Raw genomic sequence first — 14,545 nt, forward strand, 5'->3', positions numbered from 1 at the left:
ATTGTCACATATGACAAATAACCTCCAGGAGTAAATTGTCAACTGTGACAATCAATAAACTTGGACCATCTGGAGAACCAATTTACGGCCGGTGCTTAGGCATGCTGCGCGTTTGACAGGGTTGCCGCCATGGCATCCCTGTTCACGACCATGTCCCCAAACATCCGCTCCGCCCAGGCCACAGCTCCGGACGTTAGGAGGAAGGTTTCCGGCACCACCAGCCATTCGCCGATCCAGGCTCCGCCGGATCTCTCGTGCTGTTGCAGGGTCAGCTCGCCGATCTGTTCGGCGCGTTGGCGGCCCAGACGGGCGACCGCCTCTCCGAACTCCGAAGCCCGCTGATTGCGCTTGTGCCCCATGGAAGACGACGCCCCCTTGCCAATGCTGTGGCATTCGCGGACCTCACCGATGTCAGACGAGGACAACAGGTTCACGTTATGGGAAATCTTGCACAGGCAGGCACAGAGCGCCCCCAAGGCGCTGATGATCTCTGCCAGCCCGTCACGGGAATTCTGCCAGTGAGGATCAGCTGAATGCAACCCTAGGGACGAAGCCACTCGTTGCTTTACCTTCAGGCCTTGGTCGGCACCGTAAGCCTGCAAATCTCCAACAGGGCCGCCGATCTGGACGTTCAGCCCACGCCCCGCCGCGTCCGAGAGCGAGTCCGAGCGGCGTTGCAGCTCGGCTTGCCAGACCTGGAGCTTGGTCGACAATTGCATCGGCAGCGCATGTTGCCCGTTGGTGCGGCCCATGATGAGGGTTCCGCCGCTCTCACTGATATGACGATCCAACGCGCCAATGATCCGGCCCACCCCCTCTTGTACATGTGCCAGCCCCTGCTTCATCTGCAGCGCTGTGGCGGTGTCCATGATATCCTGCGTCGTGGTGCGGAAGTGGACATGCGGCCCGTGATCGCCAAGTTGCGCCCGCAGCTGCCTGACCAGCCCGACGATCGGACGCCCGGCGAGCATCATGTCGTCCTGCAACTGCGCCTGATCAAGATCGCTTGCCCTGATGCCTGCAAGCGCTGCGGCAGCGGCCTCGGGGATCAGGCCCAGTTCCGCCTGGCTGTGCGCCAGCACCTGCTCCACTTTCAGCCAGGCCTCGATCGTGGCCTGTTCCGACCAGATCGCGCGCATTCCGGCGCTGGAGAAGCAATCGCGGTAGAGGCTGAACTCAAGCATCACCCAACTCTCCCTGAGCGATCTTGCGCTCTTTCATGATGCTGCGGATGCGGACCGCAATGGCAAGGATGCCGACGATCAGAAAGGCCAGCGCTATGGGCCGTTCGATAAAGATCAGGGGGCCGCTGTCTGACATCAGGAGTGATTGGCGGAAGGTTTCTTCGGCCCCTTTGGCCAGCACGAAGGAGATGACGAAAGCCGCTATATTGAAGTCATATTTGCGCATCAGCCAGCCGGCAAATCCGGCCACTGTCATCACGGTCACATCAAACATGGACCCCCGGGCCGAATAGGCTGCCACAAATGCCGTCATGAAGATCAGCGGATAAATCACATTGGTTGGGATTTTCAGGATCAGGCGTGCCACCTGCGTGGCACCGAAATAGCCGATTGCTCCGTATGCGATGATCCCCAGCATGCCGCAGGCAAACAGTTTGTAGACCAGCTCCTTGTCGGTCAGGAACAGCGTCGGGCCGACCTGAATGCCATGGATCAGGAACACGCCGAGAAGGATCGCGCCAATGGTTGATCCGGGAATGCCAAGGGTCAGCAGCGGCGCCATCGAGGGGCCGGAGACCGCATTGTTGGCCGCCTCGGGCGCGGCGACACCTTCCAGCGCGCCTTTACCCCATTGTTCCGGGTTCGCGGCGCGCCGTTTGCCCTCGCCGTAAGAGATGAACGCGGCAATCGCAGAGCCCAGACCGGGCAGCACGCCAATTCCAGCCCCGATGAAGCCGCCGCGCAGGGCATGGGGCAGACAGGGTTTGTATTCTGCCCAGGTCAGATCATTGCCGGTCTTGCCGCTTTTGTTTTCCGCGACGGCACCGGTTGCCTTGCGGCGTTCCTCCATCTGGGCGAAGACCTCACCCAGAACAAACACACCGATCATCAGCGGAACCAGCCCTATGCCGTTGGACAGCTCGAACGAGCCGAATGTGTATCGTTCTTCGCTAGAGATTGGGTCGAGGCCGATCATCGCGACAAGAATGCCCAGCAGCGCCGAGGCCAGCCCCTTGACGATGGATTTGCCGACCACCGAGCCGATGACCACAAAGGCGGCGAAATAGATGGCAAAGGTTTCGGGCGGGCCCAGTTTCAGAGCGATTGCGGCAATGAACCCCACGCCGACAACCAGCAGGACATCGCCCATCAGGTCGCCGATTACCGAAGAAATGGTGGCAACTTTCATCGCCTTGCCTGCCTTGCCCGCACGGGCCAGCGGATAGCCGTCAATCTGGGTGGCTGCACTGGCCGCAGTGCCGGGCGTATTGAACAGGATCGCCGCGATTGAGCCGCCGTAGCGGCCGGATTTGCCGATCACATAGAGGAAAGCCAGCGCAAACAGCGGATCCATGTAGAAGGTGATCGGCAGCAGCATCGCAATCGCAGCCGAGGCAGTCAGCCCCGGCGTGGCGCCGACGACCATGCCAACGGCAGCGGCCAGCACAATTGCGAAAAGCAAGACCGGATCCGTGAGGACCGACAGCAGTGCGGGAAAGATTTCCATGTGGCTTACCCCCGGATGGCGTCAAGCAGGTCGAAGACTTCGCCATAGGGCGGGAAGACACCGAGCAGCTCGAAAAAGATGATGTGAAAGGCCAGCGGGCACAGAACGGCGGACAGGGCGAGGCCGGTCCGGCTGCGCACACCGAACATGAACAGGACAACCGGGGCGACCAGTGCGGTGGGCAGAAGGTAGCCGAACCAGCGGAACGACTGCTGGTAGATCAGGGCAACCAGAAACAGGCCAACGATCTCAAGCGCCGCACTGTGTTCGCGGGTATCTGCACCGCTATCCTGAGGCCCCGCTGCGGACTGGCGGGCCGCGCCCATCAGCAAGATCGCGGCCAGCAGCATCAGAGCAACGGCGGCAGAGAAGGGCACGATGCCGGCCCAGGTATCGCCGGGAGAGGCTGCGGGAACCTGCCAGGCTCCCCATAAAGCGACCAGCGAAACTGCTGCCATGACAAGGCCTTCGGTGAATTTGCGCATGGTCCCCTCCGCAAGTCATCGTTGATTATAAACCGGGTGAGGCAGCCTTGCCGCCTCACCCGTGTGGCGGTTTATTTTGCCAGCCCCTCGACCAGCGGCGCGGCGTCAGCCTTCATCGCGGTCAGCGCGGCTTTGGCCTCTGCGCCGCTCAGATAGACCGGGCCGGTGCCCCGCTTTGCCAGCAGCTCTGCGAATTCGGGTTTGGCTGCGATCTGTGCCAATGCTTCCTCCATTGCGGAGACGATCTCCGCGGGGGTATCTTTGGGTGCAAAGACAATCACCGGCGAGGACACGGCGGCAAACGGAATACCCAGCTCACCAAAGGCAGGGACCTCCGTCATGATGGAGTCGCGGTCCTGGCTGTTGACGGCCAGTGCGCGGATCTGCTCTTCGAAACCGGCCAGCTGCTGAACGCCCAGAAAACCGAAATCGGCCTGCTCGCCGATCAGCGCGGCGCGGGTCGGGCCGCCGCCCTTGAACGGAACGTCCTGTGCTTCGATGCCGTTATTGGCAAGGAAACCCAGCCCGCCGACATGGTGGAACCCGCCGCGGCCCGAATGAGCCCAACGCAGCGAGCCCGGGTTTGCCTTTCCCGCGTCGATCACATCCTGCACGGTCTCAAACGGGCTGTTGGCAGGCACCATCAGAGAAGTGCGCAGCTGACCGACCTGCGCAACGAACTGAAAACTGTCCAGCGCGTCGATGTTGGTGTCGCGCGTCATTGTCGACAGCAGGAAGGACCCGCCCGACGTCATCATCATCGTGTATCCGTCAGGGCGCGCACCAACTACGGCGTTGGCGCCGTTCAAACCGCCAGAGCCGGGCTTGTTCACAACCACCACCGGCACATCCAGAATGCCTTCGGCGGCGGCCGAGATCGCCCGCGCATAAGCATCCGTGCCGCCGCCGGCCTTGTAAGGCACCACAAGGTTGACCGGGCGCTTCGGCCAGTCTGCAGCAAAGCTGGCGGTGGCGGAAACCGTGACGGCAATAGCGGCCGCTGCCGCCCCAAGAAGAGTTCTGCGTTTCATAAGGTCCTCCCAATTCGATCCGGACACAGACTACCGTGATGCTGGAATTGAAAAAATTGCAAAGATGCTATCTACTCTTGCAAAAAACGAAAGGCCCGCCAGGTGAACATCAAGGCCCTGCGCGCATTCCGCAGCACTTTGTCCGAAGGCTCCCTGATTGGAGCCTCCGAAGTCATGCATCTCAGCCAGCCGGCCGTCAGCAGGCTGATCTCCGGTCTTGAGGCTGAGTTGAAACTGACCCTGTTTGACCGCAGCGGCCGCAACCTGAAACCGACACCCGAGGGACTGGCCTTTTACCGCGAGGCGGGGCGGATCCTCGACAATCTGGACGAAGTGCCGCGCATTGCGGCTGAAATCCGGGCGGGCCGGACCGAAACTCTGCGGGTTGTGACCATGCCGAGGGTTGCGCAGTCACTGTCAGCCCCCGCCCTTGCCCGGTTCATGCGGAACAGCCCGGAAACCAATGTCAGCCTCGATGTGCGGGCACGGCGCGAAGCGGGAAAATGGCTGGCGGGGCGTGAATATGACATCGGCATCGGGGCCCTGCCGGTCGATCATCCCGGCATCCGGTCCAAACCCCTGCTGCGGGTCCGCGCGCAGGCGGTATTGCCAGCCGGTCACGCCCTGTCGTCTCTGCCAGAGATCACAGCCATTGATCTTGCAGAAGAACCGGTCATCCGTCTCATGCACGGCCTACTGCTCCGCGACCAGCTGGATGATATCTTCCGCTCAGCCGGGGTCACCCCGCGGCAAACTTGCGAAGTCGCGGCCTCTCAGCTGGCCTGTTCGATGGTGGCAGAAGGGGCCGGGGTCACAATTGCTGACGAATTGGTTGCGGGACAGGGTGCCAGTGACAGGCTCACGCTTGTTCCATTGGCGCCCGCAAGGTGGATGACGTTCGGGTTGCTATATCCGGTGTCACAGAGCAAGTCCTTAGCCCTGTTGGCATTCGAAGAAGCGCTGATGGGCTATGCTGAAGAATTGTGCGCAACCAGCCATACATTGGAGCTTGCCTGAGCCTTCCGTTGACCATCACACACTGCGGCAAGGAGAGCATGCGTTTGCGTGTCGTTCCCTCTTAGCGGATGCAGCGAAGGTCAGCATTGCCGGTCGCATCGCGGTGGCGGTGCTCCCTGGCGACAGGCAGCTATGGGCCGTCCGTGAAGACGGCCCAGCCGTTTAGATTTCGATAGCTTCGGCGATTGCCAGTGCATCTTCAAGTTCTACGCCAAGGTATCTGACAGTGCTGTCCATCTTGGTATGGCCCAACAAAAGCTGGACGGCCCGAAGGTTACCTGTCTTCTTGTAGATTTGGGTCACTTTGGTGCGCCGCATCGAGTGCGTGCCATAGGCGCTTGCCTCCAGACCAATGGATGTAACCCAGTCACGCACAATTCGCGCGTACTGGCGCGTCGAAATGTGAAGCCGTTCGTGAATGCGCCCAGGCCAAAGAAATTCGGATCTGATCATCAGCGGCTCCTGCATCCACCTTGCTAGCGATGAGCGGGTGCCTTCAGAGATTTCGAAACGCACAGGTTTGCGTGTCTTGCTTTGCATAACCGTTGCGCGCTCCTTGATTTTGCCTGACGCCATGACATCAACCACCTTCATCTTCACCAGATCACAGCCACGCAGCTTGCTGTCTATGGCTAAATTGAAGAGGGCCAGATCACGATGTCTTTCCGCCAGCTCAAGCCGCACTCTGATCGCCCAGACATGTTTCGGCTTAAGCGGTCTTTTCTGGTCGACGATCCGACCCTTGTTCCAGGCTGGGCGCAATGCGCGGATGGCGGGTAAGTTTGGTGTTTGCATGATGGTTCCTCCGATCCACCACGCCTTCCACACCGACAACCCGATGTTGACGATGCACAATATCACGGAATGCTGCGCCGCAAGTCGGCTTTGAGTCCCAGCTGCCATCGCCGCCTGGCTTGGATGCTGCAGGCACATTCACGACAAACATACTCGATGAGTATTGCGTGGTCGAAGCGACAAATGTGTGTCCCTGTAGCTGTCCATCAAAACGTCCACGTCTTCTAGAGTTCTCCTGCCCACGGTGGGTTTGCACCGGCTCGCGATACGGTCACTGCGGCAGCCTTGGAACCATGTTGCATCGCCTGATGCAAGGCATCTGCCGACAGCGACGAAAGTTGCGCCTTCGTGAGGCACCCGAGTTCCGACAGCTTGGCCAGGAAACCTCCGTTGAACGTGTCCCCGGCGCCCACGGTGTCTGTGATTTCGACTCTCTGCGCGGGCACCTTAACCATGGGCCCATCCGCAATGAAACCGCTCGCGCCCTCCCCACCATGCGTCAGGATCAGGACAGAGGGGCCACGCTCTAACAGTATCGCCACCTTCTCTCGCATGGAAAGAGGAACGGGCAGAAACCAATTCAGGTCCTCGTCTGACACCTTGACGATATCGGCCCGCGAGATCATACGATCCAGCCGGGCGCGATAGCGGTCGATATCCTTGACGAAACGCGGGCGGATGTTGGGATCGATCATTACCACGCGCTTTGCATATTCCTGCTCTAGTAGCGCGGCATAGGCCTTGGCTGATGGTTCACAGGCAAGGCTGATTCCGCCGAAGAACAGCGTCGAGACCTCGGAGCAAAGTACCGGGAATTCGACTGTATCCAGCATGCGCCCGGCGGAGTTTTCATCAAAGAAGCAATAGGTTGCGTGGCCATCAACAAGCCGCACAAAGGCCAGTGTCGTGGGTCGGTCAGAGACGACTACATGGGATGTGTTGACATGGCTAGCTTCCAGTGCCTCGACCAATTGCCGCCCGAACATGTCTGCGGAGAGCCCGGTCAGCATCCCGACTTGCACCCCCAAGCGGCCCAAAGCTATGGCGGTGTTGAACACCGCCCCGCCAGAATGGGGCACGAACCCGTCTGGGCCAGCCGTCGTCGGGGTCGGAATCATGTCGATCAGCGCTTCTCCGCAGCACAGGATCATTCGGCTGCTCCTTGATCGACATAAGCCGAAAGAGTGGCCGCGACGCCGTTTTCGCAGAGCATGCCCAGCCAACGCGTGAATGCGTCGGAAAATTGCGAGTTGTCTGCGAGGCTCCCATATATTTGACGCTGCTCCAACCAAGCCGTTGGCCGCTGTTTTGCGATTTTGGCTGTGGTGGTAAGGTCTTTCCAGATTGGATCATTGTCATCGATCAGAGATCCGTCCTCGCGAATGCCACTGCACATCCGAGCCCACAAAGCTTCGACGAGGGCCAGACCGTCGATCTCGCCGTCAGCTTCCAACGCATCACGAATGATTGGCAGGATAAACCCGGGATGGCGTGACGACCCATCAAACGCAACACGACGTGTAGTGTCACGAATTGCTGAGTTCGAAAACCTTTCGGCAATCAGGTCTGCATAGGCCGATGGCGTTATTTCTGGAACGGGATTGACGTAGGGAACGATCTCGTCCTTTTCTACCTTGCGGAAGAAAGCAGAGATCAATGGGTGCGCCATGCAGTCGGCGATGGTCGCGACCGAAAGAAGCTCGCCCGCATTAGCCAAGACCTGATGCCCTCCATTCAGAATGCGAATCTTCATGGCCTCGAATTCATGAACGGCAGGGGTGAAGATCGCGCCGACCTTATCCCAATCCGGGCGTCCCGCACAGAAGTCATCCTCAATGACCCATTGGCGGTAGTTTTCATGGGTGACCGGAGCTGCATCTGCAACTCCAAGGTTTTGGACCAGCGCCAGTTCATTGGGTCCGGTTGCTGGGACGATGCAATCCACCATCGAGTTGGGAAAGCTGCATGCGGCGTCGATCCAATCCGCCAAAGTCGGATTGGACAGTCGGGCCAGAGTCACCACTGCCTCGCGGGTGATGGCGCCATTTCCACGCAGGTTGTCACAGCTTTGGACAGTGAAGGGCCCCGCACCGCTGTCACGTCTGATCTTCAACGCGGCAACGATGGCCCCAAAAACAGTGCGCGGGCGATCCGGATTTGCCGCGTCGTGCCGAATATCAGGGTGGCCCGCGTCAAAGCCCCCCACGGAAGGATCAACGAAATATCCGCTTTCAGTCACGGTCAGCGAGACGATGCGGATGTCCGGTTCAGACATGCGTTGGACCAAGGGGGCGTTGCTGTCCTCGATCGGCAGATAGTCAATCATCGAGCCGATTACCTCGGCCGAAGAGCTGCCGGGCGACAGTTCGATCAAAGTCGTTAGACAATCCTGTGTTAGCAGGCGGTCGCGCATGACAGCATCATAGGCACGTACGCCTGCTCCGATGATTGCCCAGTCGCCCGCAAGACCCTCTTGCATTAGGCGGTGGAGGTACCATGCCTGATGGGCGCGGTGAAAATTGCCGAGGCCAATATGTACGATCCCAGGCTTCAAGGCGGCGCGGTCATAAACCGGGCGCACAATCTCTTTTGGCAAAATTGAGAGATTGCGATTTGAAAGAGCCGTAGTCAAAGCCGAATTCCCTGCTAGTTGCATTATTCGATCCGGAGCCCATCGGCGCCGAACTTATGAATGCGTTCTGCACGTGGCGTTAGATAAACCGTGTCGCCGTGGCGTGCGCTGAACTCTCCGTCGACACGTACGGTCATGGTTTCGCTCGGGCTCACATCTGAGTGGATATAAAGGAAGGTGTCGGATCCCAGATGCTCGGCCACGCCGACGGTGCCTTTCCATTGGCCCTCGGTGGTCGAAATCGAGATATGCTCCGGGCGGATGCCAATGGTGGTGGCACCCAGTTCGGCGGCTTCCTCGCCTTCAATGAAGTTCATCTTGGGCGAGCCGATGAAACCGGCGACGAACTTGTTGCAGGGGCGTTCATACAGATCGAGTGGACTGCCGACTTGTTCGATCACGCCGGCTTGAAGTACCACGATCTTGTCGGCCATGGTCATGGCTTCGACCTGATCGTGGGTCACATAGATCATGGTGGTCTTCAGGCGTTCATGAAGTTCCGAGATCTCAAGACGCATCCCGACACGCAGCGCCGCATCTAGGTTCGACAGGGGTTCGTCGAACAGAAATGCGGCGGGTTCGCGGACAATAGCCCGACCAATGGCGACACGCTGACGCTGACCACCGGAAAGCTGACCGGGGCGACGGTCCAGATAGTCCGTCAGGTTCAGCGCCTTTGCGGCGGCGTCGATGCGACGGTCCTGTTCGGCCTGATCAATCCCCGCCATTTTCATCGGAAAGGCGATGTTCTTGCGCACCGTCATATGCGGGTAAAGCGCGTAGGATTGGAATACCATCGCCAAGCCGCGTTTCGCAGGCGGTACATTGGTGGCATCTGCGCCGTCGATGCGGATCTGCCCGGATGTGATGTCCTCAAGCCCCGCGATCAGGCGCAGAAGGGTGGACTTGCCGCAGCCCGAAGGGCCGACAAAGACAGTGAACTCGCCATCTTCGATGGTCAGATCCAGTGGGGGGATAACCTCGACGTCGCCAAAGCTTTTAGAGACTTTATCCAGTGTGATACGTCCCATAATTCAGTCTCCTTACTTCACGGCGCCAAAGGTCAGGCCGCTGACAAGTTGTTTCTGGCTGAACCAGCCGAGGATCAGGATTGGTGCGATGGCCATGGTCGAGGCCGCGCTGAGTTTTGCGTAGAACAGGCCTTCGGGGCTGGAATAGCTGGCGATGAAAGCTGTCAGGGGCGCCGCTTTGGCAGCGGTTAAGTTGAGCGTCCAGAATGCCTCGTTCCAAGCCAGGATCACGTTCAACAGAAGCGTCGAGGCGATGCCGGGGATGGCCATGGGCGTGAGGATATAGATCACTTCCTCGCGCAGGGTCGCGCCGTCCATGCGGGCTGCCTCTAGGATCTCGCCGGGGATTTCCTTGAAATAGGTGTAGAGCATCCAGACGATGATCGGCAGGTTGATCAGCATCAAGACGATCATCAGCCCGATTTTTGTGTCCAGCATACCGAATTTGATGAACAGCAGATAGATCGGATACAGCACGCCCACGGCGGGCAACATCTTGGTGGACAGCATCCACAGCAGGATATCTTTGGTCCGTTTTGACGGTACAAAGGCCATGGACCAGGCCGCCGGGATGGCGATCAGAATGCCCAAGACAGTCGAGCCGCCAGCGATCACGATCGAGTTCCACAGGAAGCGGCTGTAGTTGGAGCGCTCCATCACCGCCTGATAGTTTTCAAGCGTCCAATCGAAGCCGATGAACACGGGCGGGTTCGCGATGGCTGCGGCTTCTGTTTTGAAGCTGGTCAGGATGGTCCAGAGGATCGGGAAGAAGATTAGGAAACCGACGCTCCAGGCGAGAAGGGTGTTGATGGCCTTGCGGCGCGGGGCAATGGATCGTGCCATGGTCAGTCCTCCTTCACGCGTCCAGGTTCTTGCCGACAATGCGCACCAGGAAGTAGGCAACGATATTGGCAAGGATGATTGCATAGACACCCCCAGCCGAGCCCAAGCCGACATTCTGGCTTTCCAGCACGCGCTGGAAGATCAGGTAGCTAAGGGTCTTGGTGCCAAATGCACCGCCGGTGGTGACGAAGATCTCCGCAAAGATCGACAGAAGAAAGATCGTCTGGATCAAGATGACTACGGTGATGGCGCGGCCAAGATGCGGAAGGGTGATGTAAGCGAAACGTTTATGTGCGAGGGCGCCATCCATTTCGGCTGCTTCGAGTTGCTCGCTGTCCAAGGACTGGATTGCGGTCAGCAGGATCAGTGTCGCGAAGGGCAGCCACTGCCACGACACGATCATGATGATCGAGGGAAGCGAGGCCTGGCTGAGCCATTCAACAGGCGTTGCGCCAAAGAGCTTCCACAGATGGGCCAGGAGGCCATAGTTCGGGTCCATGAACATGTTCTTCCAGACCAGTGCCGATACGGTGGGCATGACGAAGAACGGGGCGATGACCAGAATGCGGACCATACCTTGGCCCCACATCGGTTGGTTCAACAGTATCGCAAGAAAGATGCCCAGAACCACGGTGATGGCCAGTACCCCACCGACGATGACCAGCGTGGTTTGAACCGAAGGCCAGAACGCGCTCGAGGTCAGGAAACGGGCGTAGTTGTCAAATCCCACCCACCCAAGGTCGCCACCGCGAAGGGGCAGGTATTTCTTGAACGAGAAATAGAGGGTCATGGTCAGTGGGACGAGCATCCACCCAAGAAGAAGGACCACCGCCGGTGCCATCATGAGGCGCGCTGATGATCTGGAATGTTGAGTAGCCATCAGGCTCACCTCTTCTGTTGACGGCAGGGACGCCGTTCAGATGAACAATAACATGAGCGAGGGAAGGTGGCGGGAGCAGGCAGGATCACCCGCCCCCAGCCGGGGAGGAAATTAGCGGTAGCCCGCAGCTTCCATTGCGTCGTTGGTCAGGGCCTGCGCGTTCGAAAGGGCCTCTTCCACGGTCTGCTGACCGGCATAGGCGGCCGAGAACTCTTGGCTGACCTCGGTTGCAATACCTGCAAACTCGGGGATTGCGGCAAACTGCACACCAACATAGGGGCTCTCTTCCACGGTTGAGTTGTTTGGATCAGCCGACAGGATCGAGTCCAGTGTCATCTGAGCAAAAGGAACCGCTTGATAGTTCGGGTTCTCATACAGAGAGATACGTGCGCCCGGAGGAACGTTGGCCCAGCCTTCATTCGCGGCAACCAGCTCAATATAGTCTTTCGAGGTGGCCCATTCGATGAACTGAATGGCGGCGTCTTGTTTCTGGGTGCCTGCCGGAATAGCCAGCGCCCATGCCCACAACCAGTTCGAGCGTTTGCCCAAACCGTTGTCGGGGGCCAGTGCGAAGCCAACTTTGTCAGCAACGGTGGAGTCGTTCGGGTTGGTCACGAAGGACGCAGCCACGGTCGCGTCGATCCACATGCCGCATTTACCTTGCTGGAACAACGATAGGTTTTCGTTAAAACCGTTGGTGGCGTAACCGGCGGGGCCGCTTTCGTCCATCATGCCTTTGAAGAAGTTCAGAGTGTTGGCCCAGGCCTCGGTGTCGAACTGAGCGTTCCAATCCATGTCAAACCAGCGCGCGCCGAACGAATTCGACATCGCGGTGATGAAAGCGCCGCCTTCACCCCAACCGGCCTTGCCACGCAGGCAGATGCCGTTGATCTCGTTGTCGCGGTCCGTCATGGCCGCCGCAGCTTCGCGAACAAATGTCCAAGTCGGATCCTTCGGCATTTCCAAACCGGCCTTCTCCATAAGGTCGGTGCGATACATGATCATCGAGCTTTCGCCATAGAAGGGCGCTGCATACAGCGTGCCTTCGTGGCTCAGACCACCTGCCATTGCAGGCAGGATGTCTGCGGCGTCATAGCCTTCCGACAAATTGTCCAGTGCGAGTAGCCAACCATTGGCGCCCCAGATCGGGGTTTCGTACATGCCGATGGTCATGATGTCGAAAGCACCGCCCTTGGTCGAAATGTCTGTGGTGACACGCTGGCGAAGCACGTTTTCTTCCAGAGTGACCCATTCAACGTCGTGGCCAGTTTTGGCGGTAAAATCGTCGGTCAGACCCTGCATGCGGATCATGTCGCCGTTGTTAACGGTTGCGATTGTGATGGTTTCTGCAGATGCGCTACCAGCAGTTGTGATTAGCGAAATGGCAGTAGCCGCACAGAGTGCGTTCTTAACAAACATCCTCTACCTCCCTGATTAGATGCTGACCTAACGGTAGTGGCGCAATGCCGCTGGCGTCAATTTAAATATTTACGCGCGTAAAATTTACTCATTTATCCATTAATACTAATGCCTTAAGCGGACCCCCGCATAATCAAACGACCCTCAAACAGGGTTTCTTCGCGCGAATCACCAGGTGATCCCGCCTCGATCAGCTCCAACAAGGCCTCTGCGCTTTTCTTGGCGATCGCCTCGTAATCCTGTGAAACAGTGGTCAGCGTTGGGCAGGTGTAGCGAGAGAATGGATGATCATCGTGCCCGGCGACGCGTAAGGCACACCCAGGGCCAAGCCCAACACGCAATCCAGCCTCGTAAGCGGCGGACAGAAACCCAATTGCCAAACGGTCGTTGCTGCACAGGATGGTGTCCGTCGGCAGTGTTTTGTCTCGGAGCAAGCGGGATCCTTCCCGGAATCCGATCTCTTCAAACTCCCAGCCTTCACCCGGCGCTTGAATGAGCCGAGGCTTGTGGTCTAGCCGCTCCATCGCGGCAAGATATGCAGTGCGTCGTTTGTAGGCATTCGGGTTGGTAGGCGTTTCCATCTCGAAGAAGGCGGGGGGCTCGCCTGTTCGACACAGATAATCGACGATCAGGCCTATGCTTTGGCCATTGTTCGACCCCACGAAGGCATGTCCGACGCCATCAATATTAGCATCGAACAAGACGGTCGGCACTTCTTTGCAGAAGGCCTCGATCTGTTCGCGTTCAGACACCCGACCAAGCGGGGCAAGCAGAACGCCTGCCGGCTTAATCAGCCTCAGGTTCTCTAAATTTTCAATTTCTAGTTCAGGCCGCCCGTGCGATCCCAGCAGAACCGGGCGATATCCAGTCCGCAAGACGTGGTTCTCAAGCGTTCGCGCAATTTCAGCAAAGAATGGGTCTGCGAGATAAGGTACCACAATGCCGATATTCTTGGTCAACCTGCGGTTCTGGTTCATCGCATACAGGTTGGGCCGATAGTCATATTGTTCCACCGCCGCCTCGATGCGCTTGCGTGTGGAATCCCTGACACTGGTCGGATCGTTGAAGTATTTCGATAAGGTCGGCCGGGAGATCCCACTGACCGAGGCGAACTCTTCCATGTTCCGGATCTTGTTACCTTCCATCTACAGCCGCCTTGTCAGAACTTAGTTGTCAGTTGCCAACGCGTCGTCGGCCCTTCTGAACCATAATATTTAACGCGCGCCAAATTTCACAGCCTAAAGAGCAGATTTCGTTTTTTGAGCAGATCACCCTAGATGGATTTGCGTTTCTTGGTTCCATTGCCGTGGCGCCTATCTGCGCGCAGCGGACGTAAGAGAAACACTAGACTGAGCTCACAGCTGATGGCGACTGGCGAAACTCGTCCAAAACTGAGGCTTTGCAATAACGCTTGACGCTCAGCCGAACTGCGCTCTGGGCGCGTGGCGGCGTCGTAGCCTTGGGGGGCGATATCGTGGCGTGGTGTCTAATGGCGCACCTGCGGGACAACGTTCGATGTCGCCTGTTTTGGCGTTTGTTTGTCAAACTCTATTCCCGAACAGCGAATCCCGTCCGTTTTTCAGAACAGCAGATTACTTCTTGGGCAATCCCCCCGACATTCGCCGAAAATTCGAGCACAAGTGCCGAATGACCGGGAATGCCCGGCTAACGATTTGCCAACTTCGCCGCAATGCAGAAACCGTATGGGTGCCCACCACGGG

Annotated in this window: 13 protein-coding genes; 1 reads left to right on the forward strand and 12 read right to left on the reverse strand. The window is 58.4% G+C overall.

What is annotated here, in order from left to right; translation table 11 throughout:
* Positions 1-95 precede the first annotated feature (95 nt).
* From KUV39_RS17950 to KUV39_RS17965, 4 genes are all read right to left on the reverse strand, one after another.
* Complete coding sequence (locus KUV39_RS17950) at positions 96-1,184, reverse strand: lyase family protein (RefSeq protein WP_222460539.1); 1,089 nt, start codon at positions 1,182-1,184, stop codon at positions 96-98.
* Complete coding sequence (locus tag KUV39_RS17955; protein WP_222460540.1) at positions 1,177-2,691, reverse strand: tripartite tricarboxylate transporter permease; 1,515 nt, start codon at positions 2,689-2,691, stop codon at positions 1,177-1,179. Before KUV39_RS17955 ends, KUV39_RS17950 begins: the two co-directional genes overlap by 8 nt.
* 5 nt (positions 2,692-2,696) lie before the next feature.
* Positions 2,697-3,176 (reverse strand): tripartite tricarboxylate transporter TctB family protein, encoded by a 480-nt coding sequence (locus KUV39_RS17960; protein ID WP_222460541.1) that lies wholly within the window; start codon positions 3,174-3,176, stop codon positions 2,697-2,699.
* A gap of 71 nt (positions 3,177-3,247) precedes the next feature.
* Positions 3,248-4,207 carry a tripartite tricarboxylate transporter substrate binding protein gene (locus KUV39_RS17965; RefSeq protein ID WP_222460542.1) on the reverse strand — a complete coding sequence of 320 codons (960 nt, stop codon included), beginning with the start codon at positions 4,205-4,207 and terminating at the stop codon, positions 3,248-3,250.
* A 102-nt stretch (positions 4,208-4,309) separates the two neighbouring features.
* Between KUV39_RS17965 and KUV39_RS17970 the strand changes: the two genes are divergently transcribed.
* On the forward strand, positions 4,310-5,224 hold the full coding sequence (locus KUV39_RS17970) for a LysR family transcriptional regulator (RefSeq protein ID WP_222460543.1): 915 nt from the start codon (positions 4,310-4,312) through the stop codon (positions 5,222-5,224).
* Positions 5,225-5,386: 162 nt separating this feature from the next.
* On the opposite strand, the gene KUV39_RS17975 is transcribed toward KUV39_RS17970, so the two are convergent.
* The 8 genes from KUV39_RS17975 to KUV39_RS18010 all read right to left on the reverse strand — a co-directional run bounded on the left by KUV39_RS17975 (position 5,387) and on the right by KUV39_RS18010 (position 13,969).
* Positions 5,387-6,019 carry a tyrosine-type recombinase/integrase gene (locus KUV39_RS17975; RefSeq protein WP_222460589.1) on the reverse strand — a complete coding sequence of 211 codons (633 nt, stop codon included), beginning with the start codon at positions 6,017-6,019 and terminating at the stop codon, positions 5,387-5,389.
* 224 nt (positions 6,020-6,243) lie between these two features.
* Positions 6,244-7,170: a carbohydrate kinase family protein gene (locus KUV39_RS17980; RefSeq protein ID WP_222460544.1), complete on the reverse strand. Its 927-nt coding sequence runs from the start codon at positions 7,168-7,170 to the stop codon at positions 6,244-6,246.
* Positions 7,167-8,675: a mannitol dehydrogenase family protein gene (locus KUV39_RS17985; RefSeq protein WP_222460545.1), complete on the reverse strand. Its 1,509-nt coding sequence runs from the start codon at positions 8,673-8,675 to the stop codon at positions 7,167-7,169. Before KUV39_RS17985 ends, KUV39_RS17980 begins: the two co-directional genes overlap by 4 nt.
* A complete protein-coding gene (locus KUV39_RS17990; protein WP_008562909.1) occupies positions 8,675-9,682 on the reverse strand; it encodes an ABC transporter ATP-binding protein in 1,008 nt (335 codons plus the stop codon). Before KUV39_RS17990 ends, KUV39_RS17985 begins: the two co-directional genes overlap by 1 nt.
* A gap of 12 nt (positions 9,683-9,694) precedes the next feature.
* On the reverse strand, positions 9,695-10,525 hold the full coding sequence (locus KUV39_RS17995; protein WP_008562636.1) for a carbohydrate ABC transporter permease: 831 nt from the start codon (positions 10,523-10,525) through the stop codon (positions 9,695-9,697).
* A gap of 13 nt (positions 10,526-10,538) precedes the next feature.
* Positions 10,539-11,405 carry a carbohydrate ABC transporter permease gene (locus KUV39_RS18000; RefSeq protein WP_037302795.1) on the reverse strand — a complete coding sequence of 289 codons (867 nt, stop codon included), beginning with the start codon at positions 11,403-11,405 and terminating at the stop codon, positions 10,539-10,541.
* 111 nt (positions 11,406-11,516) lie between these two features.
* Positions 11,517-12,824: an ABC transporter substrate-binding protein gene (locus KUV39_RS18005; RefSeq protein ID WP_222460546.1), complete on the reverse strand. Its 1,308-nt coding sequence runs from the start codon at positions 12,822-12,824 to the stop codon at positions 11,517-11,519.
* Between the two features lie 113 nt (positions 12,825-12,937).
* Positions 12,938-13,969 (reverse strand): LacI family DNA-binding transcriptional regulator, encoded by a 1,032-nt coding sequence (locus KUV39_RS18010; RefSeq protein WP_008561498.1) that lies wholly within the window; start codon positions 13,967-13,969, stop codon positions 12,938-12,940.
* Positions 13,970-14,545 lie beyond the last annotated feature (576 nt).

Origin of the sequence: Phaeobacter italicus (assembly GCF_019801785.1) — a bacterium.
Classification (GTDB): domain Bacteria; phylum Pseudomonadota; class Alphaproteobacteria; order Rhodobacterales; family Rhodobacteraceae; genus Phaeobacter; species Phaeobacter italicus.